Origin of the sequence: Roseburia sp. AF02-12 (assembly GCF_003461765.1) — a bacterium.
GTDB lineage: Bacteria > Bacillota > Clostridia > Lachnospirales > Lachnospiraceae > Roseburia_C > Roseburia_C amylophila.
Genome location: NZ_QTXS01000002.1, coordinates 539,475 through 562,334, shown reverse-complemented (window position 1 = coordinate 562,334; position 22,860 = coordinate 539,475). Strand labels below are relative to the sequence as shown.

At 42.3% G+C, this 22,860-nt stretch carries 20 protein-coding genes; 3 read left to right on the top strand and 17 right to left on the bottom strand.

The features are described 5' to 3' along the window. Positions 1 to 11: 11 nt before the first annotated feature. From rfbD to DV740_RS12140, 9 genes are all read right to left on the bottom strand, one after another. Positions 12 to 887: a dTDP-4-dehydrorhamnose reductase gene (gene rfbD, locus DV740_RS12180; protein WP_022244506.1), complete on the bottom strand. Its 876-nt coding sequence runs from the start codon at positions 885 to 887 to the stop codon at positions 12 to 14. A gap of 3 nt (positions 888 to 890) precedes the next feature. After that, the gene (locus DV740_RS12175) at positions 891 to 1,154 is read right to left on the bottom strand and encodes an HPr family phosphocarrier protein (protein ID WP_022244507.1); all 264 of its coding nucleotides are present in this window, start codon (positions 1,152 to 1,154) and stop codon (positions 891 to 893) included. A 17-nt stretch (positions 1,155 to 1,171) separates the two neighbouring features. Then, on the bottom strand, positions 1,172 to 2,521 hold the full coding sequence (glmM, locus tag DV740_RS12170; RefSeq protein ID WP_118088188.1) for a phosphoglucosamine mutase: 1,350 nt from the start codon (positions 2,519 to 2,521) through the stop codon (positions 1,172 to 1,174). 3 nt (positions 2,522 to 2,524) lie between these two features. Then, on the bottom strand, positions 2,525 to 3,907 hold the full coding sequence (locus DV740_RS12165) for a CdaR family protein (RefSeq protein ID WP_118088187.1): 1,383 nt from the start codon (positions 3,905 to 3,907) through the stop codon (positions 2,525 to 2,527). Continuing rightward, positions 3,873 to 4,784, bottom strand: coding sequence for a diadenylate cyclase CdaA (gene cdaA, locus DV740_RS12160; protein ID WP_330414758.1), 912 nt, complete (start codon positions 4,782 to 4,784; stop codon positions 3,873 to 3,875). Before cdaA ends, DV740_RS12165 begins: the two co-directional genes overlap by 35 nt. 21 nt (positions 4,785 to 4,805) lie before the next feature. Beyond that, positions 4,806 to 5,807 (bottom strand): hypothetical protein, encoded by a 1,002-nt coding sequence (locus DV740_RS12155; protein WP_118088185.1) that lies wholly within the window; start codon positions 5,805 to 5,807, stop codon positions 4,806 to 4,808. A 1-nt stretch (position 5,808) separates the two neighbouring features. Next, positions 5,809 to 6,231, bottom strand: a complete 423-nt coding sequence (locus DV740_RS12150) for a hypothetical protein (RefSeq protein WP_117842149.1) — start codon at positions 6,229 to 6,231, stop codon at positions 5,809 to 5,811. Between the two features lie 98 nt (positions 6,232 to 6,329). Continuing rightward, a complete protein-coding gene (locus tag DV740_RS12145) occupies positions 6,330 to 6,731 on the bottom strand; it encodes a flagellar protein (RefSeq protein ID WP_117698439.1) in 402 nt (133 codons plus the stop codon). Between the two features lie 11 nt (positions 6,732 to 6,742). Next, positions 6,743 to 7,441, bottom strand: coding sequence for a ComF family protein (locus DV740_RS12140; RefSeq protein ID WP_242986176.1), 699 nt, complete (start codon positions 7,439 to 7,441; stop codon positions 6,743 to 6,745). A gap of 224 nt (positions 7,442 to 7,665) precedes the next feature. On the opposite strand from DV740_RS12140, the gene DV740_RS12135 reads away from it, so the two are divergent. The 3 genes from DV740_RS12135 (at position 7,666) to DV740_RS12125 (ending at position 10,446) form a co-directional block, all read left to right on the top strand. Further along, positions 7,666 to 8,676: an ABC transporter substrate-binding protein gene (locus DV740_RS12135; RefSeq protein ID WP_330415642.1), complete on the top strand. Its 1,011-nt coding sequence runs from the start codon at positions 7,666 to 7,668 to the stop codon at positions 8,674 to 8,676. A gap of 77 nt (positions 8,677 to 8,753) precedes the next feature. Beyond that, a complete protein-coding gene (locus tag DV740_RS12130) occupies positions 8,754 to 9,656 on the top strand; it encodes an ABC transporter permease (RefSeq protein ID WP_416390268.1) in 903 nt (300 codons plus the stop codon). Further along, positions 9,649 to 10,446 carry an ABC transporter ATP-binding protein gene (locus tag DV740_RS12125; RefSeq protein ID WP_022244517.1) on the top strand — a complete coding sequence of 266 codons (798 nt, stop codon included), beginning with the start codon at positions 9,649 to 9,651 and terminating at the stop codon, positions 10,444 to 10,446. The genes DV740_RS12130 and DV740_RS12125 overlap by 8 nt, the downstream gene beginning before the upstream one ends. Positions 10,447 to 10,626: 180 nt before the next feature. Here the strand turns inward: DV740_RS12125 and recD2 are convergent, their stop codons facing one another. From recD2 to DV740_RS12085, 8 genes are all read right to left on the bottom strand, one after another. Beyond that, positions 10,627 to 12,831 (bottom strand): SF1B family DNA helicase RecD2, encoded by a 2,205-nt coding sequence (gene recD2, locus DV740_RS12120; protein ID WP_117946354.1) that lies wholly within the window; start codon positions 12,829 to 12,831, stop codon positions 10,627 to 10,629. A 197-nt stretch (positions 12,832 to 13,028) separates the two neighbouring features. After that, positions 13,029 to 13,388 (bottom strand): rod-binding protein, encoded by a 360-nt coding sequence (locus DV740_RS12115; protein WP_118088184.1) that lies wholly within the window; start codon positions 13,386 to 13,388, stop codon positions 13,029 to 13,031. Positions 13,389 to 13,408: 20 nt separating this feature from the next. Beyond that, a complete protein-coding gene (locus tag DV740_RS12110) occupies positions 13,409 to 14,224 on the bottom strand; it encodes a flagellar hook-basal body protein (RefSeq protein WP_117698443.1) in 816 nt (271 codons plus the stop codon). Positions 14,225 to 14,335: 111 nt separating this feature from the next. Continuing rightward, positions 14,336 to 15,136 carry a flagellar hook-basal body protein gene (locus DV740_RS12105; RefSeq protein WP_117698444.1) on the bottom strand — a complete coding sequence of 267 codons (801 nt, stop codon included), beginning with the start codon at positions 15,134 to 15,136 and terminating at the stop codon, positions 14,336 to 14,338. Between the two features lie 19 nt (positions 15,137 to 15,155). Next, complete coding sequence (locus DV740_RS12100) at positions 15,156 to 16,151, bottom strand: rod shape-determining protein (RefSeq protein WP_022244522.1); 996 nt, start codon at positions 16,149 to 16,151, stop codon at positions 15,156 to 15,158. Positions 16,152 to 16,632: 481 nt separating this feature from the next. After that, positions 16,633 to 19,467 (bottom strand): excinuclease ABC subunit UvrA, encoded by a 2,835-nt coding sequence (uvrA, locus tag DV740_RS12095; protein WP_118088183.1) that lies wholly within the window; start codon positions 19,465 to 19,467, stop codon positions 16,633 to 16,635. Between the two features lie 22 nt (positions 19,468 to 19,489). After that, positions 19,490 to 21,472 carry an excinuclease ABC subunit UvrB gene (uvrB, locus tag DV740_RS12090; protein WP_118088182.1) on the bottom strand — a complete coding sequence of 661 codons (1,983 nt, stop codon included), beginning with the start codon at positions 21,470 to 21,472 and terminating at the stop codon, positions 19,490 to 19,492. Between the two features lie 173 nt (positions 21,473 to 21,645). Continuing rightward, the gene (locus DV740_RS12085; RefSeq protein ID WP_118088181.1) at positions 21,646 to 22,845 is read right to left on the bottom strand and encodes an FprA family A-type flavoprotein; all 1,200 of its coding nucleotides are present in this window, start codon (positions 22,843 to 22,845) and stop codon (positions 21,646 to 21,648) included. Positions 22,846 to 22,860 lie beyond the last annotated feature (15 nt).

The window sequence follows — 22,860 nt, the reverse complement described above, 5'->3', positions numbered from 1 at the left end:
TTTTTCACCTATTATCCCAACAGTTCTTTCATATAGACATCCAGTGCATCCTGCCAGTCTGCCATTACAAAGTCACTGGTAAGCTTAATCATATAATCCTCCAAGATAGAGTATGCCGGTCTGTTAGCGGATGCCGGATTCATCTCTTTGTACTGCTTACTGGTTACATGATTTACTTTTACATTCTTTCCTGCTCTTTTGAAGATTGCTTCTGCAAAATCTGCCCAGTTGGTATCTCCTTCACAGGTTGCATGGAAGGTTCCATAATTCTCTGTGCCTTCCAGATAATGAATCATTTTTGCTAATTCCACTGCGCTGGTAGGTGTTCCCACCTGGTCACAGACTACATTTAATTCATCATGGTTCTCTGCCAATGCCAGCATTGTCTTGACAAAGTTCTTTCCATCCCCATAAAGCCATGCTGTTCTTAAGATAAAATGTTTCTTTGCAAATTCCTTTACAAAGTTTTCACCCTCTAACTTAGTCTTTCCATAAGCACTTACCGGATTTGGTGCATCAAACTCTGTGTATGGTCTTGTCCCATTTCCTTCAAAAACATAATCCGTAGATACATGAATCATTTTTGCATCTGCTTCGGTTGCTGCAATACTTAAGTTTCTTGGTCCGATTGCATTAATCTTATATGCAAGATCCCACTGTTCCTCACACTTGTCTACATTGGTATGTGCGGCGCAGTTGATGATAACATCCGGTTTCTCTGCACGTACCAGCTTCAGTACTGCATCTACATCAGTAATATCAAGAGATACAACACCTTCTCCCTCTACTACATCTGTATTGATAAATTCCACATCACTTGCTGCATATTCCTTGCGAATTGCTCTTCCCAACTGTCCATTACATCCAGTTACCAGTATTTTTTTCATCTTTTATTCTCCTAATCCACTTTCTACGGCTTCTACCATTGCCTTTAATGCTTCGTCCTCATCATCACCTTCGCAGACAAATTCGATTTCATCTCCAAATTTGATGCACGCACCCAGTACACTTAAAACACTTTTGGCATTAGCGGTATTTCCGCGATAATGAAATGTTACTAACGATTTATACTGCATTGCTTCCTTACAGAGTATTCCTGCCGGACGCAAATGTAATCCTGTCGGATTCTTTATTTTAACTTTCTGACTTACCATTTCTATTCCCCTCCTGATTACAGCATTGTGTTGGTAATTAATTCAGCCAGCTTCTGTGCTTCTTCTTCAATCTCGCTCTGGTTCTTTCCCTCAATCATAACTCTTACCAGCGGCTCGGTTCCGGATGGACGAATCAGCACTCTTCCTTCTCCATTGAATTTCTCTTCCAATGCCTTGATTGCCTCTGCAATCTCAGTATATTCCATGAATTTTTCTTTCTTGTGATTCGGCACTTTGGCATTCACAAGTGCCTGCGGCAATACTTCCATCACCTCTGCCAGCTCAGATAATTTCCTGCCGGTTTCCTTCATTACCTGTAATAAATGAAGTCCGGAAAGAAGTCCGTCACCGGTTGTATTATCATCTAAAAATATAATATGTCCGGACTGCTCACCCCCGATATTATAGCCATTCTCCAGCATATTTTCAAGGACATATCTGTCTCCGACCTTGGTTTTCTCTACATGGATGCCTTCCCGCTCTCCCATCAGACTGAAGCCAAGATTGGTCATAACGGTTACTACAATGGTATTTTTCTTTAAAGTTCCTTTTTTCTTCATATGGCATCCACAGATTGCCATAAGCTGGTCGCCATCCACCAGGTTACCTTTTTCATCTACCGCAAGCATACGGTCAGCATCGCCATCAAATGCAAGGCCAACGTCTGCTTTTTCATAAACAACCCTTGCCTGAAGTTCTTCCATATGGGTGGAACCGCAGTTGGCATTGATATTGGTTCCATCCGGCTTCGTATGGATAGCAACCAGATCTGCACCCAGGTCTTTTAATGTCTTAACCGATGTATAGTAGGATGCACCCTCTGCACAGTCTATCACAATCTTCATACCGGTCAAATCAACCGGCACACATTTCTTCATGAATTTCACATATTCATCACGCAAATCAAAACGATAGTCAATTCTTCCCACACCGGATCCAATCGGCAGTACAACATCTTTCATATTATTGCGGATCAACTCTTCGATTTCATCCTCCAACGTATCAGAAAGCTTATATCCGTCTCCATTAAAGAATTTGATTCCGTTAAATTCCATCGGATTATGGGATGCGGAAATCACAACGCCTGCATCTACTTTATGTTTTCTGGTCAGATAGGCAATCGCCGGTGTCGGCATTACCCCTGCATAGATTGCATTGGCTCCTACAGAACAGATTCCTGCCATCAGTGCATTGGCAAGCATTCCACCTGAAATTCTTGTATCACATCCTACAATTAATGTCGGCTGATGTTCCTGCTCTTTCGTCAGCACATAGGCACCTGCCTGCCCAAGCTTTGTTGCCAGTTCAATGGTCAGCTCCGCTCCTGCAACACCTCTTACACCATCTGTTCCAAACATTCTGCTCATTTTCTAATCTTCCTCCGAATTTCCATTATTCGTATTATTTCCATTGGTACTGCCCGTTCCCGTTTCTGTACCACCATTCGAACCCGTATGGGTTCCATTGTCATTTCCAGTATTTGTAGTATCTGATGTGTCTTCTGATTTCTTTGTTATGGTTATCACTGCAGTCTGTGTTCCATTTACCGAATATAAGCTGTCATCCAGCTCCAGGGTAACTGTTACGGTATGATTGCCTTCTGCCAGTCCTGCTGCATTTACATTTCCCTTAATACTGTCTGCCATAAGTTTATCCAGATCATTCCGCAGTCCCTTTAAAGTTATCGTAACTGTACTCTCTGCAAAGGCTGCTTCATAACCCTCTTTCAGATTCTGAATTGCAATGTTTTCAACCGGTACGCTATAAGATTCTGACACAATCTGCTCCACCACTGCGGTTACTTCAACATTCAGATTGTCAGCATCGACCACCTCTACATCATCCGGCAGATAAGAAGAAATATTAATTGTCTTCACTACATTGCCAGTTGCATCGCTGATATCCAGCTGGTCTGACGGAATCACAATACTTCCGGCTGCGTTCAGTGCTTCCGGCGTTCCCTTTATCGCTATCTTATTCGGATTAATCGTCACTCCGGTGCATACAAATCCATCTGCAACCGTTCCACTCGGTTCAATTTCTACTGAAAGGTTACGGATATTAAGTATCGTAGCCGAAATTGTCACCTTATCAATATTAAAATTCAGCTTTGAGGTGTCTACCGCCTCACCGTTTGCATTATATACAACCGGGACTACACTATCCGTCAAGTCTGCGGATGCACCTGTTACATCAATGGTTGCTTCTACATGATCAATCTGATTCACCACCGATTCCGGTCCGGTTACTTTTAAGATGTTCGGAGATACCCGCACATCTCCCACCGCATAATTCTCAGCTGCATCTCCTACTGTTTTTGCCTTAATAGAAAACTGTGACAGCATCAGATCTTCTACATTTACTTCCATATACTGTATTTTGCCCTGGAAGTTCACCGCAGACGCATATCGTGTTGCAGTTATCTCAATCGGTACCCGGTATACACCGTCTACCTGCTCAACATTTTCCATATCTGCTACTGCCCGGAAATCAGTATTGCTCAAGTTCTTCATAACAGAACGCACAGTAGAAACCTTAAAGGTTACCTGCAGATTACTGTCCTTTGCTTCAAAGTATTTGCCCTGCTGTGTCATATAATCCGAATTGGTTATCGTAATAGACGTGGTAAAGTTCTTCGCCTGTGTCGGATCATCAATGTTGACAACAACAAGCCACAGCACAACAGAGAAGAATAATGCTGCAACCTTCAGTCCAAAATTATTCGTCACCAGTTTTGTCAGCTTTTTTAACATTGCGTAACCTCCTCTTCAATAATTGGAAGCGCTTTGGTTCGATATTGCTGCTCTGGAGAAATTTCAGTTTGCTGCGCAGAAACTCCGCATCCACATTACGGTACAACTGTCCACCCATCGCAATAGAAACCTTTCCGGTTTCCTCTGATACCACAATTGTAAGAGAATCACTCACTTCACTAATTCCAACTGCTGCACGATGTCTGGTTCCCAGATCCTTGCTCAGTTCCAGGCTGTCAGACAGTGGCAGATAACAGGTTGCAGAGACAACCCTGTCCCCACGTACAATAATAGCTCCGTCATGTAACGGAGTGTTCTTTTCAAATATATTAATCAGAAGCTGGCTTGATACCAGGGAATCCAGCGCAATACCGGTTCTTTCGTATTCTGTCAGCATAATTTCATTTTCCACTACAATCAGGGCTCCGGTCTTCACCTTACCCATCTCATAGCTTGCCTTTACCAGTTCTCCAATCGTATGGTCATTGAAACGTTCCACTCCGTTTTTTCCAAAATCAAAAGAAAAGAGGGATGAAATAAATTTCTTTCGTCCCAATTCTTCCAGTGCTTTCCGGAGCTCCGGCTGGAAGATAACAACGATTGCAATAATCGCTACATTAATCGTCTTCTCTGCTATCCAGAGAATTGTATTCATCTGGAAGATTGCTGCCACAAGTACAAACGCTAAAATCACAAGAATTCCTTTTAACAGCATCCATGCCCGTGTATCCTTAATCCATTTCAGGACGTGATAAAACAGGAACGCAATAATAAGCATTTCTACAATATCAGTCTTTGATACCGTAATGTTCAAAACGCTTACCCACGCCAGATAATTTTCTTTAAAATTTTCCAACACTGTCAAAAATGACTGCACCTGTTCCACTTCCTCTCTGTCTTATTTCAGCAAATCTTCGTCTATATCCATTTCCTCTGCCAATGCTTTGCGGGAAATACGTTCTTTTTTCTCATCCTTGGCTGCGATACGTTTTACCTTTTTCTCCTTGGTTGTAACATAAATCTTCGGTACCGCTTTTACATAATAGTAATATTCATCATCTTCAAACTGCACCCGTTCTGTCCTGCTATAATCCAGGTTAAAGAACAGGAACTGCTGTATCAATGCAATCACCGTAGAAATTACGCTTCCTACAATAATCCAGACGATTCGTCCCTTGATGCCCAGCATTACAAAACCGCTGATCAGCACAGTAAGTCCAATCAGAATACCAGCCAGTGATGCTACTGTCCATGCATGATCTATGGACAGGCGGCGCACTACATAAACCACCAGTAAAATCACAATAAAAGTTGCCAGTACCAGATACATTTCCTTATTACCCAGCAGCTGGTTGATTGCTACCACCATTTTTGAAGCCGCATTGCTGTCCTCTTCCACCGCACTTAATACTGCCTCATTTTCCTTTATTCCCTTCAGGAAATAAAACATCACAGTTCCGCTCACAATAGATGCAGCAGATGCCGGTGTCCGTAACAGTCCTGCTGAAATCGGCATGATATACGGGATATGTAATGTAAATGTTATCGGTGTCAGCACTGCATAATAACCATCTTTTGGTGAAAACCGTAAATACAGCAGTGCGATAACCAGCATAAGAATCAGTCCTACCACGCATACATCCATAGACAGTGCAAATAAATGTGCAGCAATCAGAATGAATGCAAACAACAGGATAGCATTGACCGGAAGCACCGCACATAACAGTGCCAGTACCAGTGTTACTGGAAGTCCGGCCAGTCTGGTCATATAGCCAATATTTTGATTGATCAGCAGAAATACCACTGTTGCCAGAATAAACTTAAGTACCGGCACCACATATATTTCATTTTTTCCAAAAAAGCGGATTAACCGCTCCTTCAGTTCGAGTAAACCCGTCATTCTAAACCTCCCAGTCATCCGTATTAGATATATTTTCTTCCTCACGATACAGACTGCTCACCCTCTTCAGTCTGTTATAATACTCCTTTACCTGTCTTCTCCCCTTTGTATATCTGCGATTATAGATAATATAAGTAATAAGCAGATAAGCAGCCAGAAATACCAGATACACCATTACAATCCGGATGCCAAATCCAATCATATCCATATCATTAATTTTCTTTACCAGATTCTCCATGTCATAAAAAAGCCACAGCACAAAAAGAAGTCCGAACGCAATGGTTCCGGCAAAAAAGCTTTTTATTAACTCCATGGCAACATAATCTCTTCTGAAATACTGTGTTGCTTTCTGGCAGGCTTTACTTTCTTCATTTTCGAATTCTGACAGCTTTGTCATATGTCTGACGCGTTCTTTACTAATCATACTCTGCTCCTAAACAAACTCTCTTTAGTATAACATAGATATTATCTTCTGAAAAGAAAAAACTGCCACCAGTCACTGCGGCAGTTCTTAATCTACAGTTACAGATATCTCATCTTATCTCTTTCCTTCGGTCTCTTATCCAACTGAGGCTCCACCGGTTTTTTCTTTATTACACTCTGGAAGTCCGTTTCCATTTTACGTTTGCATTTTTCACAGAAACGTCCTGTTTTGATAATTGTTCCACAGCCTTCACATTCCAGACCAAGTGGTGAATCTTCTGAAAAGACAAGTCTTTCTTCACGCACCCACTGTTTAATCTGTTTTACAGAAACATCATTATCTTCCGATACAACCTGTATCGGAGTATTCGGGTTCTGCCGCAAATATTCTTTTACCTCCTGGAACTTCTCTTCCAGTTTATCTTTGCAGGCTTTACATAACGGTACGCCCCCATAATAATTAAATAATCTTCCGCATCCTTTGCAGTTTCTTACGTCCATTCTTTCTCCTCCTAATGTCCCCTGCCAATGCTAATGCAAAGCACATAAACCTCTTGTATTCCTGATACCTTCAAACATTCTGCTGCTGCATCCACGGTACTTCCAGTTGTGTAAATGTCATCTACAAGCAGAACTTTTCTTAATTGTACTATATTTTGTGCGATTGTAAAAGCCTTTTTCAGATTTTTCTTGCGTTCCTGGTCATTAAGTTCCTTCTGGGGTCTGGTATTTATACACCGATATAGCAATTTCGTTTCTACCGGAATTCCGGTACGTTTTCCTATTTCCTTTGCAAAGAGTTCTGCCTGATTATACCCTCTCTCCCTCCTGCGTTTCCGATGCAGCGGAACCGGTATGATTGCATCTATCCCCAGTCTTGAAATCCACCGGGCATACTGTATACATGCCATTTTTCCATAAAAAGCTGCATATTCACGCCGATTGGCATATTTAAAACGATACAGCGAGTGTTGCACTGCCCCCTGATAAACAAATACTGCCTTTCCCGAATCAAAAAAATGTTTTTTTCGGTCACAGTCACCACAATATTCCTTCCTGGCATTCCCAATGGGTTTTCCGCACCGTTTACAGACCGGTTCCTGCACCAGTTCTGCCTTTCCGATGCACTCCGGGCAGATTTCCCCATCCGGCGGTATCACCTCATCACACAGCGGGCATCTTCTTGGGAATATAATATCCAGTATATTCATTATTTCCTTTCCAAAACTCTCTTTGCACATATTAGCACAGTCCCTTTTGCAAAAACATTAACATTCTCTTAATTTTTCCTGATAAAAATAGGATTTAATTTATTGACTTATTTTTCTCTACTTATTATAATTAGTCTATTCGGATTAACGCTTTAATGCGTAAATGCGCAGACGCACGAACGCGTTAAATCAAAAAACATTACATATTTCAGGAGGAAATTATTATGAAAAAAATGAAGAAATTTCTCTCTCTTTCAGTTGCAGCAGTTCTTGCGCTCAGCATGACCGCCTGTGGCTCCAAAGCAGGAGATACCCAAAACGCTGACGCTACAGAGAAAAGTTCATCCAACGCAAAGTACACCGTTGGTATCTGTCAGCTCGTACAGCATGAGGCATTAGATGCTGCAACAAAAGGATTCAAAGACTATCTTACCGAGAAATTAGGTGATGACGTTGTTTTTGACGAGCAGAACGCCCAGGGTGATTCTGCCACATGTGCAACTATCGTCAACTCCTTCGTTTCCAAAAATGAAGACCTGATTCTTGCAAATGCAACTGCTCCTCTTCAGTCTGCAGCTGCTGCAACTACAGATATTCCTATTCTTGGAACTTCCGTAACAGATTACGCAACCGCTCTTGACATTTCCGGCTGGTCAGGCACAACAGGACGTAACATTTCAGGAACTTCTGACTTAGCTCCTCTGTCCGAGCAGGCAGCTATGTTAAATGAATTATTCCCGGACGCTAAAAATGTCGGACTGCTTTACTGCTCCGCAGAAGCAAACTCACAGTATCAGATTGATGTTATCAAAGAAGAATTAGAAAAATTAAATTACACCTGTACTGCATATTCTTTCGTTGATTCCAACGATATTGCAAGTGTTGTCCAGAGTGCTGTAAATGAAAACGATGTTCTTTACGTTCCTACCGACAACACTGCCGCTTCTAATACAGAAGTTATCAATAACATTGCGGGTGAAGCCGGTGTTCCAATTATTGCAGGTGAAGCCGGTATCTGTAAAGGATGTGGTGTTGCTACCTTATCCATCAGCTACTATGACCTTGGATATCAGACAGGTAAAATGGCATACGAAATCTTAGTAAATGGTGCAGACCCATCCACTATGGAAGTTGAATTTGCTCCAGCAGTTACCAAACAGTACAACCCTGACATCTGTGAGAAGCTTGGCATCACTGTTCCAGACGATTACGAAGCTTTAGACATGTCTGAGTAATTTTTACTTTTGAATTATTTATTTAGAAACCGGAGGAACTTATTGTGGAATTGCAAATTGCTGATTTATTAAACGCTATGCCCGGTGCTGTAGCCCAGGGATTAATCTGGGGTATTATGGCAATCGGTGTATACATCACTTTTAAAATACAGGATGTGGCAGACTTAACCGTGGATGGAACCATGAGTCTTGGCGGCGCTGTCTGTGTTACTCTGATTGCTTCTGGACAGAATATCTGGATAGCAATCCTTGCCGCTACCATATCCGGTATGCTGGCAGGATTAATTACCGGAATCTTCCATACAAAAATGGGAATCCCGGTAATCCTTGCAGGTATTTTAACCCAGCTTGGATTATACTCCATTAACTTAAAGATTCTTGGCGGCAAATCCAACCAGGCAATCAGCGCTGACAAATACGATTTAATTGTATCTTTACGATATGTAAAAAATGTGGCTTTTTATAAAAACACCATATTTATCGTTGCCATCTTCGTCATCGCCATTATAGCTATCCTGTACTGGTTCTTCGGAACTGCAAGAGGCTGTTCTATCCGTGCTACCGGATGCAACCCGAATATGAGCCGTGCCCAGGGTATCAACACAAATTTCAATACCGTAATCGGTTTAATGATTTCCAACGGTCTTGTTGGTCTTGCCAGTGCTCTTTACTCACAGTATCAGGGATTTGCTGATGTCAATGCAGGACGTGGTGCTATCGTAATCGGTCTTGCTGCCGTTATTATCGGTACTGTATTGTTCGAAAAGATTTTCCACAACTTTGCGTTGAAGCTTTTATCTGTCGCTATCGGTGCTGTTATTTACTACGCTGTACTTCAGATTGTTATCTGGCTTGGTCTTGATACCAACTACTTAAAGCTGTTATCTGCACTTGTGGTTGCTTTCTTCCTTGCAGTTCCTTACTGGAAGAAGAAATATTTTACAAAACCAGTAAAGAAAGGAGCCAAAACCAATGCTTAAAGTTGATCATATTTACAAAACATTTAATCCGGGAACCATTAACGAAAAAACCGCTCTTAACGGCACTACCCTTACTTTAAACGAAGGTGATTTCGTTACTGTCATCGGCGGAAATGGTGCCGGAAAATCCACTTTATTAAATGCCATTGCAGGAGTCTTTCTTGTAGATGAAGGTTCCATTTCTATTGATGACGTAGATGTTACAAGAATGTCCGAGCACAGACGTGCCAGTTTCTTAGGACGCGTATTCCAGGACCCTATGATGGGAACCGCTGCTACCATGGGAATCGATGAGAATCTTGCCCTCGCTGCCCGTCGTGGCAAAAGCAGAGGTCTTGGAAGCGGTATTACCAAGGCAGAAAGAGCACATTACAAAGAATTGTTAAAAGAGCTGGATTTAGGACTTGAGAACCGTCTTACCTCTAAAGTCGGACTGCTTTCCGGTGGTCAGCGTCAGGCACTGACTCTTCTTATGGCTACTTTAAACCGTCCAAAGCTGCTTCTCTTAGATGAGCACACCGCTGCTTTGGATCCAAAGACTGCTGCAAAGGTTCTTACTCTTTCGGATAAAATAGTTGCAGAGCAGAACCTTACCACTCTGATGGTAACACACAACATGCGTGATGCAATTGTTCATGGCAACCGTCTGATTATGATGAATGAAGGTCAGGTTATCTTAGATATTTCCGGAGAAGAGAAAAAGAATCTTACCGTAGAAGATTTATTAGAGAAATTTGAAGAAATCAGTGGCGAAGAATTTGCCAATGACAAAGCTTTATTATCCAAGTAATTGGTATCTGCCGGTTTTTAAACGAAAATTGACAAATGACTTGCTTTGCAAGTTGTCAAACACGCAAAAACCAGCCGGAATTCTGCAAAATACAGAATTTCGGCTGGTTTTTCTTTCTTTCCAGACACCCGTAAGAAGCGGTCGGTGGAAGGTTCCGCATGCCTGCACAGCCAACCACCTCTACACATTTTCTTCCAGTCTTGCCCGCAGACCGCTGTATCTGGTCTGCTCTGTAATATTCTGTTCCATCTCATAGAAGCACATTTCATTTCCCACAAGTGTTACACACTTTCTTGCCCGGGTTACCGCTGTATACAAAAGGTTCCTGTTCATCAGCATTCTCGGTCCCCCAAGAAGCGGAATTACAACTGCCGGATATTCACTACCCTGGGATTTATGTATTGTAATGGCATATGCCAGTTCCAGTTCCTCTAATATTTTAAAGGAGTACTCTACCACCTTGTCTTCATCATAGACCACGGTCATTGTCTCTTTATAATCATTGATTTCACGGATAATTCCCGTATCCCCATTAAACACACCGGTTCCACGGTCAATGGCAAATCCATATTTACTCAAGACCTCCCACTCCAGCTGATAATTATTTTTTATCTGCATGACCTTGTCCCCTTCGCGGAACACTTTATCGCCATACTCTTTTTCTTTCTTATCCGGAGCAGGAGGATTTAAATATTGCTGCAAGATACTGTTCAGTCGTTCTACGCCCAGATTTCCTTTTTTCATCGGAGTCAGCACCTGTATATCATAAGGCTGTGCATTTACAAATTTAGGCAGTTTCTGCATAATCAGCTGCAGTACCACATTGATAATCACATCTGCATCATATCGTTTCAGGAAAAAGAAATCCATGCTCTTGTTATCTAACACTACTTCTTCTCCCCGGTTGATTTTATGGGCATTGACAATGATATCACTCTGGGATGCCTGTCGGAAAATCTTGGTAAGCTGTACCACATGGAACTGTCCGCTGTCGATAATATCCTTTAATACGCTTCCCGGTCCTACGCTCGGAAGCTGGTTTACGTCTCCTACCAGAATCAGTCTTGTTCCGGCTACCATTGCCTTCAGAAGGGACTGCATCAGGCTGATATCCACCATAGACATCTCATCGATAATTACAACATCCGTTTCCAGTGGATTACTTTCATTTCGTTCGAATCCTACCGCTCCTTCCATTCCACCGTTTAATTCCAGCATCCGGTGTATGGTTTTAGCTTCATATCCGGTCATTTCGCTCATTCGCTTTGCAGCTCTTCCGGTAGGTGCTGCCAGGAAAATGTCCAGGCCTTCCAGTTCAAAATATTTGATAATACTGTTAATTGTCGTCGTCTTACCAGTTCCTGGTCCACCGGTGATTACCAGAAGTCCGTTTCTTACTGCCTCCGAAACAGCCTCTTTCTGGTGTTCATCCAGTTCCATGCCGGTCTGCTTCTCAATCTTATGGATTCGCTGGGCAATCTCTGCATCTGACACATCATAGGCAATATCCAGATTCTTAAGCATCATGGCTGTATTTACTTCCGTATAATAGAGTGGTGCGCCATAAATCTGAACCTGTTCACCCTCCTGTTTCATAATGATTTTCCGTTCTATCGACAAATCCATATACTGCTTTTCGATTGCTTCTTCTGTTACACCCAGAAGTTCTCCTGCCCGCTTTGTCAGTTCTTCCTCCGGCAGAAAGGTATGACCCTCCCCGGATGCCTGCAAAAGTGTATACAATATACCGCTTCGGATTCGAAAATCAGAATCTGTATGAATACCGACTTTCTTAGCAATTTCATCTGCAATCCGGAATCCCACACCACTGATATCATCCGCCAGACGATATGGATTCTCCTGAATGATGCCGTATACTTCCTGTCCGTATTCTTTATAGATTTTCACCGCAAGATTCAGTGTAATGCCATACTGCTGCAAAAATATCATTGCCTGACGCAGATCTCGTTTTTCAGAGACCTGGTCTGATATTTCCATTGCTTTCCGTTCACTGATTCCTTTCACTTCTGCTAACCGCTCCGGTTCTTCTTCGATAATCCGGAAGGTATCGCCTTTAAATCTTCTTACAATTCTTGCTGCAAGTGCCGCACCAATCCCTTTAATTGCTCCGGAGCCAAGATAACGCTCAATGGACAGTTCATCGGTTGGTTCTTTCTCCACATAACTTTCAGCTTTAAACTGCTTTCCATAGGTCGGATGTGCCGTATATTCACCGGTCACTTCGATATTCTCTCCCTCACTGATTCCCGAAAAGATTCCCACGCAGGTAATCTCTTCTTCTTCGCAAACCAGCACCAGTACCGTATAGCCATTGTCAGCATTTCGATATATGATATGATCTACATAACCGGTTATCGTCTCCATCGTCTTTCCTTTCCAACAGAATAAAGAATGTGCCTTGGCACAGTCTTGCGCCTGCGGCGGTCGCTTGCAACATCTGCCTTATACGCCGCAGTGTGCATCCTTGCGGAGCATTTTTTACTTTACAGGAAAGCAATTTCCTGTAAAGTAAGAGAAGGCTGTCATCATATGACAGCCCCTTTTATCGTCTTTTCTAAATTCTATTCCATATTATAATTACGCTTCATCTGCTCATACAGCTGCTGTGCCAAACTGTTACTTCCGCCACTCTGTTCTACTGACTGGCTTGCCAGCTTCTGTATCATCTCGTCTTCAAAATAATCCGTCATCTGACTCATACTGGCATCCTGGTCTTCGTTCTCCGGAATGGTTTTCTTCATTTCCTTATAAACCTGTTCTAAGAAATATGCCTCAAATTCCTTGCAGACATCCATCAGTTCGTCATCCGTTGCACCTGATAAATCTGAATTCAATGTCTTCTCCAGTCCATTGGAACTGTTACTTGCCTGTGATGAAGTTGTATTCAGCAATGTCGGAATATTATCCATCGATATACTCATACTTTACCCTGCCTTTAGAACTATCTTCTTAATGAATTTGCCTGTCCAAGCATCTCATCTGCTGCCTGAATCGCCTTAGAGTTTAATTCATATGCACGCTGTGCAATAATCATATTAACCATCTCGTCTGCCACCTGGACATTGGATGCTTCCAGATAATTCTGGCATACCTTGCTTCTGGTCAGTCCCGGAGTAGTCAGCTCATTCATCGGATTACCGGATGCTGCTGTTGCAACCAAAAGGCTTCCAGAATCCTTTTCCAGTCCAGCCGGATTGGTAAACTGATATACGCCAATCTGTCTGTTCATATCTATGGTATTGCCTGCCGCATCTTTATAATAGAACTTTCCATCATTTGATACTTCGATAGATGATGCAGTCACGCCATCCGGCAGAACAATTTCATTTCCATTACTATCTAATACCGGAAGTCCGGCTTCATTGCAAAGTGTCGTTCCATTAGTTCCGATTGCCCAGCCAAATTTACCATTTCTGGTATAGTATGTCTGTCCATCTTCTCCACGTACCGAGAAAAATCCTTTTCCTTCCAACGCAAATGCTGTATTGCTGGAATTGGCAATTAATGCTCCATTGGTAAAATCAGATGTAATAGAGGCTACTCTGGTTCCCAGTCCTACCTGAACCGGAACCGGCTTTTCATCACCATTTGCAGAAGTTGTCTTAGACTGCAGTGTCTGATACAGCAGCGATTTAAACTCTGCCTGTTCGGATTTGTAACCTGTTGTATTTACATTCGATAAATTATTAGAAATCGAATCAATATTTGTCTGCTGTGCAATCATTCCTGATGCAGCAGTCCACAATGCTCTCATCATAAGCCCTGCGCTCCTTATCTCTCTTGCGCCATCCGTGGCCAGCCTTTTATGAAACGTACCTGTTTCCTAGTTATTTATATCGGCTTCTTTTGCTCTTTTCTTTAGTTCTTTTTATACTTTACCTACATTATTTACGGCTTTGTCCAGTGTTGAATCCATCGTCTGGATAATCTTCTGTCCAGCCTCGTAAGCTCTGGTGATTGTAATCATATCTACCATTTCGGATACTACATTAATGTTGGAAGCTTCCAATGCACCCTGCTCTACTCTCGCATTCGATGCCACAAGCTGTCCGCCATTTACTACATCATAGAGATTCTCACCATATTTGCTGATATAGTCATAATTATCTACATCTACCACACCAAGTCTTGCAACCACCTGATTATTCTGCATAATACTTCCATCGGAAAGCACTTCAAAATCCAGATTCGGATTAATCCGGATATAATTCTCTGCACCAGGATTGCCAGTGGAAGCTCCATTCTGGTTCAGCACATAATCACCGTCTTTGGTCACCAGATAGCCTTCTCTGGTCAGTGTAAATGCTCCATCCCGGGTAAGCTTCATAGATGTTTCACCATTCTTATTGGTAAATGATACCGTAAAAAAACCATTTCCATCCAATGCCATATCGGTACTTCTGTCTGTCACTTTAAAGCTGCCCTGGCTGAAATCGGTATATACTTCGCCAATATGCACACCCATACTAATATTTCCCAGTACCCGCGGCTGCCCATAATCAGAAGTATCCTTAATCTTAATTGCCAGTGTATCAGCAAATGTATGGTTTGTGGTACCTTCCTTCTTATATCCGGTTGTGTCGGCATTTGCCAGATTATTTGTCAGAATATCCAGACGGTTCTGTTCGTCTAGCATTCCGGTCCATGCGGTATATAATCCTTTTACCATCTACAGTCCTCCCGAAATCTTAATCGTCGTCTCTCTTACCAGCTAAGAATTCTACGAATTTACCTGTACCAATTGCTACACAAGTCATTGGTTCTTCTGCTGTCATTGTATTAATTCCTGTCTTATCTTCAATCAGCTCTTCCAGTCCTCTAAGTAATGAACCGCCACCTGTCAGCACAATTCCTCTGTCTGCAACATCTGCTGCCAGCTCTGGTGGTGTTTTTTCCAGAACACTGTGTACCGCTTCTACAATCTGTAAAGTCGGTTCTCTTAATGCTTCCTCAGTCTCTTCTGAAGAAACAGTTACTGTCTTAGGAAGTCCTGTTACCAGATTACGTCCACGGACATCCATAGTTTCCGGCTGTGCCAGCGGGAAACAGGTTCCAATCTTAATCTTAATATCTTCTGCAGTTCTTTCTCCGATCAGAAGATTATGTTTCTTTCTCATATAACGGACAATTGCCTCATCAAAATCATCTCCGGCAATTTTAATTGATGTACTTACTACCGAACCGCCCAGTGAAATTACTGCAATATCTGCGGTTCCTCCTCCGATATCTACAATCATATTTCCACAAGGTCTTGCAATATCGATGCCTGCTCCAATTGCTGCTGCAATTGGTTCTTCAATAATTGCAACTTCTCTTGCTCCTGCCTGATAAGTTGCATCCTCTACCGCCTTCTTCTCAACCTCTGTTACACCACTTGGTACACAGACACTGATTCTTGGCTTACGGAATGTTTTCTTTCCCAGTGCCTTCTGAATAAAGTACTTAATCATCTTCTCTGTTACGGTATAATCAGAAATAACACCCTGACGGAGTGGTCTTACTGCTACAATGTTGCCCGGTGTTCTACCAAGCATCAGTCTTGCTTCTTCACCAATCGCCTTAATCTTGTTTGTATCTCTGTCAAACGCTACTACGGACGGCTCTTTTAAAACTACGCCTTTTCCTTTAATATAAACCAATATGCTGGCTGTTCCTAAATCAATTCCAATATCTGTTGAAACCATGTCAATGTTTCCCCTTTCATCTGTTTCATTATATGTGGAGTAATCTATCTCAAAAAAAGACAGACTACGCATTCAATCATATTCTTACATATATAATCACATTATATACAATAAATGGCATTTTTCAAAGGTTTTTTTCTGTTTTTACTTATTTTTAATGAAATCGCAACATCTTCTTAACTTTCTTTTGCTTTCTAATTGTCTTAACTTTTTGTTCACATAATAGTCACACGTCTTCTATAGTATCATATATGTACTAGCTATTAAGCTAATATAATTTTTCATAACTCAGCCCTTCGGATGTCCCTCGGGATGTCCGGAGGGTACTCCCCAAGATAGTAACTGCTGAATGTTTCAGCAGTTTTTTTGTGCACATAACAGGAACAAAGAATGTGCCTATAGAAAATAGCACCTGCCGAACCCGCCACTGGCAGTTTCTAGCAGATGCCATTTTTCATTGTCTTATGCTTATCCGGTATTACTATTCCAGATATTTCTTTACATATTGTCCGGTATAGGATTCCGGTACTTTGGCAATCTCTTCCGGCGTTCCCTGGGCAACCACAGTTCCGCCACCGTCTCCGCCTTCCGGCCCCATATCAATAATATAATCTGCCGTCTTGATTACATCCAGATTATGTTCAATTACAACTACTGTATTGCCACCATCAGACAATCTCCTCAGAATTTCAATTAATTTATGGACATCTGCAAAATGAAGTCCTGTTGTCGGCTCATCCAGAATATAAATAGTCTTTCCTGTACTGCGTTTGCTCAATTCTGTTGCAAGCTTAATTCTCTGTGCTTCTCCACCAGACAGTTCAGTAGATGGCTGGCCCAGACGGATATAAGATAAGCCCACATCATAAAGGGTCTGTATCTTTCTTGCAATAGAAGGCACATTCTGAAAGAATTCCAGTGCCTCTTCCACTGTCATATTCAGCACATCATAGATACTCTTGCCCTTATATTTTACTTCCAGTGTTTCACGGTTATATCGTTTGCCCTGACACACTTCACACGGAACATATACATCCGGCAGGAAATGCATTTCTATCTTAAGAATACCATCACCGGAGCAGGCTTCACACCGGCCACCCCTCACATTAAAGCTGAATCTTCCCTTCTGGTATCCTCTTGCCTTGGCATCCGGAGTGGATGCAAACAAATCTCTTATCATATCAAACACACCGGTATAAGTAGCCGGATTGGAACGGGGTGTTCTTCCGATTGGAGACTGGTCAATATCAATTACCTTATCTAACTGTTCCAGACCTTCAATATCATCATGGGCACCCGGAATACACCTTGCCCGGTTTAAATCCCTTGCCAGACGTTTATAGAGGATTTCATTGGTCAGGGAACTCTTTCCGGAGCCGGACACTCCGGTAATGCAGGTCATAATACCCAGTGGAATCTTCACATCAATATTCTTCAGGTTATTCTCTCTTGCACCCTTTACAGTAATGAATCCGGTTGGTTTCCGTCTTTCTTTCGGTACCGGAATCTTGATTCTTCCGCTTAAATAAGCACCGGTGATAGAGTTCTTATTTTTCATAATCTCCTCTGCTGTTCCGGTAGCAATGACTTCTCCGCCATGTTCACCGGCTCCCGGTCCGATATCCACAATATAATCTGCCGCACGCATGGTATCTTCATCATGTTCTACTACAATCAGTGTATTTCCAAGGTCTTTTAATCCCTTTAAGGAATTCAAAAGTTTATCATTATCCCTCTGGTGCAGACCAATACTCGGCTCGTCCAAAATATAAGCCACACCTACAAGTCCGGAGCCAATCTGGGTTGCCAGTCTGATTCGCTGTGTTTCACCACCCGATAAGCTTCCGGTTGCGCGGGAAAGGGACAGATAATCCAGTCCCACATCCATCAGAAAGCCTACCCGCGCCCGGATTTCTTTTAAAACCTGATCACCAATCAGATGCTGCTGTTCCGTCAGTTCCATTTCTTTTAAATAGGCATCCAGATTACGGATGGACATCGCTGTTATTTCATATATATTTTTACCGGAAACCGTTACTGCCAGCGACTCTTTCTTCAACCTCTGCCCGCCACAGCTTTTACACGGTGTAATCCGCATAAACTCCTCATACTGCTGCTTCATGGTATCAGAGCCGGTCTCACGATAGCGGCGTTCCACATTCTTAATCAGTCCTTCAAAGGCAATGTCGTATACGCCTTCTCCACGCTGACCTTTATAATATACCTTTACAGACCTTCCATTGGTTCCATGAATCAGCATATTCCGGACTTCTGCCGGCAATTCCTTATATGGTGTATCAAGACTGAAGCCATATTCCTCAGAAAGTGCCTTAAGGATTGCATAAGTAAAGCTCTTCTTATCAGTAGAGGATTGCCAGCCCATCACCTGAATTGCGCCCTCTGCAAGGCTTAATCTCTTATCCGGTATCATCAGTTCTTCATCAAATTCCATCTTGTAACCCAGTCCAAAACATTCCGGGCAGGCTCCAAACGGATTGTTAAAGGAAAAGCTTCTCGGTTCGATTTCATCAATACTGATTCCACAATCCGGACAGGAAAAGCTCTGGGAAAACTGCATGGTCTCTCCATCAATGATATCCACCATCAGAAGTCCGTTTGAAAGTTCTAACACATTTTCAATAGAATCCGTCAGACGCTTTTCAATACCTTCCTTTACCACCAGACGATCCACTACGATTTCGATATTATGTTTCTTGTTCTTATCCAGCTTTATCACTTCTGTCAGTTCATAGGTATTTCCATCCACCTGTACTCTCACATAGCCGCTTCGCTTTGCCCGTTCAAAAAGCTTCTGGTGTTCACCCTTTCTTCCACGGACTACCGGTGCTAAAAGCTGTATCCTGGTACGCTCCGGCAGCTTCATAATCTGGTCTACCATCTGGTCTACTGTCTGTTTCTTAATCTCCTTGCCGCAGTTCGGACAGTGCGGAATTCCAATCCGCGCATAGAGCAGACGGAAATAATCATAAATCTCCGTTACCGTTCCTACAGTAGATCTCGGGTTACGGTTTGTGGATTTCTGGTCAATGGAAATTGCCGGAGACAGTCCCTCGATTTTCTCTACATTCGGCTTCTCCATCTGTCCTAAAAACTGTCTTGCATAAGAAGACAGGCTCTCCATATAACGCCGCTGCCCCTCTGCATAAATCGTATCAAATGCCAGTGAGGATTTACCGGAGCCGCTGAGTCCTGTCAGTACCACAAATTCATCTCTTGGTATATCCACATCAATATGTTTCAAATTATGTTCGCTTGCACCACGAATCCTGATATATTTTCTCTCTTTCTTTGCCACTTTTTCTTCCTCTTTCTCTACCTTACAAATCGCGAAGCATCTTCTTTAACTCAATTACCTTATCACGATATTCTGCCGCAGCCTCAAAGTTCAACTCTGCAGCAGCATGGTTCATCTTCTTCTGAATATCTGCAATCAGCTTCTCCAATTCCTTCTTATCCATGGATTCCGGATCTTTCTTGAATTCCATTTCATTCTTGGCTACCTTCTTGGAAATACTGATTAACTCACGGACAGATTTCTGAATGGTAGTCGGCGTAATGCCATGCTCTTCATTGTATTTCTGCTGAATCTCACGGCGGCGCTTTGTCTCATCAATCGCAACCCGCATGGAGTCTGTAATCTTATCTGCATACATGATAACATGACCTTCACTGTTTCTTGCCGCTCGTCCGATAGTCTGAATCAGCGAAGTCTCGGAGCGCAAGAAACCTTCCTTGTCCGCATCAATAATTGCCACTAATGTAATTTCCGGTATATCAAGTCCTTCCCGCAAAAGGTTAATTCCCACCAGCACATCAAATACATCCAGCCGCAAATCCCGGATAATCTCTGCCCTTTCCAAAGTATCAATATCCGAATGCAGGTATTTCACACGAATACCCACTTCACGCATATATTCTGTCAAATCCTCTGCCATTTTCTTGGTCAGTGTCGTTACCAGCACCTTATGTCCTGCCGCAGTCTCTTTATTGACCTCTCCAATCAAATCGTCAATCTGACCTTCTACCGGGCGCACTTCCACGTCAGGGTCTAAAAGTCCTGTCGGTCTGATAATCTGCTCTACCCGCAAAAGTTCATGTTCTTCTTCATAATCATTTGGCGTTGCAGATACAAACAGCATCTGGTCTATCTGGCTTTCAAACTCTTCAAAATTCATTGGACGGTTGTCTTTTGCCGAAGGCAGACGGAAGCCATAATCCACAAGCGTTGTCTTTCTGGACTGGTCTCCCGCATACATTCCACGAATCTGCGGAATTGTAATATGGGACTCATCTACCATAATCAGGAAGTCATCCGGGAAATAATCAATCAGTGTTAACGGTCTCGAACCTGCCGGCTGTCCGGATAAATGTCTGGAATAGTTTTCAATTCCACTACAGAAGCCTGTCTCTTTTAACATTTCAATATCAAAATTCGTCCGCTCGGCAATCCGCTGTGCCTCTAAGAGCTTATCTTCCCCCTTAAAGTATTTCACACGCTCTTCCAGCTCTGCTTCAATGGTATCGCATGCACGCAGGATTTTCTCTCTTGGCACTACATAATGGGATGCTGGAAAAATACTGATATGATTAAGACTATTCTTAATCTCGCCGGTCAATACATCAATCTCTGTAATCCGGTCTATTTCATCGCCAAAGAATTCTACCCGGATAGCAGTCTCTCCACGGTCTGCCGGAAAGATTTCCAAAACGTCTCCCCGTACCCGGAAGGTGCCTCGCTGGAAATCCATATCATTTCTTGTATACTGTATATCAATCAACTGCCGGATAACATCATCACGATCCCGTTCCATACCCGGCCGTAGAGATACCATCATCTTCTGAAAGTTCTCCGGTTCACCCAATCCATAGATACAGGATACACTGGAAACTACAATAACATCCCGCCGTTCCGTCAATGCTGCTGTCGCAGACAGACGCAGTTTATCAATCTCATCATTCACAGAAGAATCCTTTGCGATATAAGTATCCGTGGATGGCACATATGCCTCCGGCTGGTAGTAATCGTAATAGGAGACAAAGTACTCTACTGCATTTTCGGGGAAAAATTCCTTGAATTCTCCATAGAGCTGCGCCGCCAGCGTCTTATTATGCGAAATAATCAATGTCGGTTTATTCATCCGGGCAATGACATTTGCCATGGTAAATGTCTTACCGGAACCGGTTACACCCAGTAGTGTTTCAAACTGATTGCCCTCTTTAAATCCCTTCACCAGCTTCTCAATTGCCTGCGGCTGGTCTCCGGTGGGTTGATATTTGGAAACTAATTTAAAATGATCCACTCAATTTCTCCTCTGTTCATTTACTCTTCCTTTAGTATTACCACGTTTCTCCGCTCATTATAGCATCCCTCAACAAAAAAGTACAGAACAAAATCGAATGTTTGTTCTGTACTCATTTTACTCTGACCTTTTTTATTTCTATTTCATTTGCTCTTCTGATGAATACCAGTGCTTTAGAAATCTTTTTTAATCTCTGCCACCAGCTCATCCAGCTGTTCCAGTTGTTCGTTCTTTAATGAAGATTTAATACTTACCCTTGGTTCAATAATCTTCATGTCTTTCATTTCCGCAATCTTATCTGCCATCTGTTTTCCGGCTGTTGCTGCCCAGGTACCATTATCCAGAATTGCAACGGTACGTTTCTGTACGGCAAGTGCTTTCATGTCATTCAAGAAGTTCTCCATAACCGGATAAACGTTTCCATTATAAGTCGGAGCTGCCAGTACAATATGGCTGCAACGGAATGCTTCTGAAATCAAAGTGGAAACATGTGTATTGGATACATCATATACTACAATATTATGGATATCTGCTTCTGCCAGCTTTGCTGCGAGTACATTTGCAAGATTTTCTGTATTTCCATACATGGACGCATAAGCAATCATAACTGCTTTCTCTTCCGGCTCATAGCTGCTCCAGGTATTGTATTTATCCAGAATGTAACCAAGATTGGAACGCCAGATTGGTCCATGCAGCGGACAGATAATAGAAATATCCAGTCCTGCCGCTTTCTTCAAGGTTGTCTGAACCGGTCCGCCGTATTTTCCAACAATATTGGTATAATAACGTCTTGCGTCATCCAGCCAGTCACGGTCAAAATCAATTTCATCATTAAAAATATTTCCGTTCAATGCGCCAAAAGTTCCGAATGCATCTGCTGAAAATAATACTTTGTCCGTTTCATCATATGTTACCATTACTTCCGGCCAGTGTACCATCGGTGCCATCACAAAGTGAAGGGTATGTTTTCCAGTATTTAATGTCTCACCTTCTTTCACAGTAACGGAATGTTCTGCAATATCAAAGGTATAGAACTGCTGTATCATGCCAAAGGTCTTGGCATTTCCCACAACCTTTACTTCCGGATATTGTCTTACGATTTCTTCGATTAAAGCACAGTGATCCGGTTCCATATGATTTACAATCATGTAATCCAGTTTTCTTCCATCCAGTGCAAATGCCAGATTTTCTAAAAACTGTCCTGCAATGGAACGGTCTACGGTATCTAATAATACTGTTTTTTCATCTTTTAAAAGATAGGAATTATAGGATACGCCTCTTGGAATCGGGAATATGTTTTCAAATAAAGCAAGTCTTCTGTCACTTCCACCAATCCAGATGATATCTTCTGTTACTTTTCTTGTGCAATGCATCTATTTTCCTCCTTT

Bases quoted from the DNA above. Each gene is read 5' to 3' on its own strand.
- glmM (WP_118088188.1), bottom strand. From the start codon at position 2,521: ATGAGCAGAATGTTTGGAACAGATGGTGTAAGAGGTGTTGCAGGAGCG.
- DV740_RS12130 (WP_416390268.1), top strand. From the start codon at position 8,754: ATGCCCGGTGCTGTAGCCCAGGGATTAATCTGGGGTATTATGGCAATC.
- DV740_RS12115 (WP_118088184.1), bottom strand. From the start codon at position 13,388: ATGAGTATATCGATGGATAATATTCCGACATTGCTGAATACAACTTCA.
- DV740_RS12100 (WP_022244522.1), bottom strand. From the start codon at position 16,151: ATGGTTTCAACAGATATTGGAATTGATTTAGGAACAGCCAGCATATTG.
- DV740_RS12085 (WP_118088181.1), bottom strand. From the start codon at position 22,845: ATGCATTGCACAAGAAAAGTAACAGAAGATATCATCTGGATTGGTGGA.
- DV740_RS12125 (WP_022244517.1), top strand. From the start codon at position 9,649: ATGCTTAAAGTTGATCATATTTACAAAACATTTAATCCGGGAACCATT.
- DV740_RS12140 (WP_242986176.1), bottom strand. From the start codon at position 7,441: ATGAATATACTGGATATTATATTCCCAAGAAGATGCCCGCTGTGTGAT.
- recD2 (WP_117946354.1), bottom strand. From the start codon at position 12,831: ATGGAGACGATAACCGGTTATGTAGATCATATCATATATCGAAATGCT.
- DV740_RS12175 (WP_022244507.1), bottom strand. From the start codon at position 1,154: ATGGTAAGTCAGAAAGTTAAAATAAAGAATCCGACAGGATTACATTTG.
- DV740_RS12145 (WP_117698439.1), bottom strand. From the start codon at position 6,731: ATGGACGTAAGAAACTGCAAAGGATGCGGAAGATTATTTAATTATTAT.
- DV740_RS12155 (WP_118088185.1), bottom strand. From the start codon at position 5,807: ATGACGGGTTTACTCGAACTGAAGGAGCGGTTAATCCGCTTTTTTGGA.
- DV740_RS12135 (WP_330415642.1), top strand. From the start codon at position 7,666: ATGAAAAAAATGAAGAAATTTCTCTCTCTTTCAGTTGCAGCAGTTCTT.
- DV740_RS12150 (WP_117842149.1), bottom strand. From the start codon at position 6,231: ATGATTAGTAAAGAACGCGTCAGACATATGACAAAGCTGTCAGAATTC.
- DV740_RS12110 (WP_117698443.1), bottom strand. From the start codon at position 14,224: ATGATGAGAGCATTGTGGACTGCTGCATCAGGAATGATTGCACAGCAG.
- rfbD (WP_022244506.1), bottom strand. From the start codon at position 887: ATGAAAAAAATACTGGTAACTGGATGTAATGGACAGTTGGGAAGAGCA.
- DV740_RS12165 (WP_118088187.1), bottom strand. From the start codon at position 3,907: ATGTTAAAAAAGCTGACAAAACTGGTGACGAATAATTTTGGACTGAAG.
- DV740_RS12105 (WP_117698444.1), bottom strand. From the start codon at position 15,136: ATGGTAAAAGGATTATATACCGCATGGACCGGAATGCTAGACGAACAG.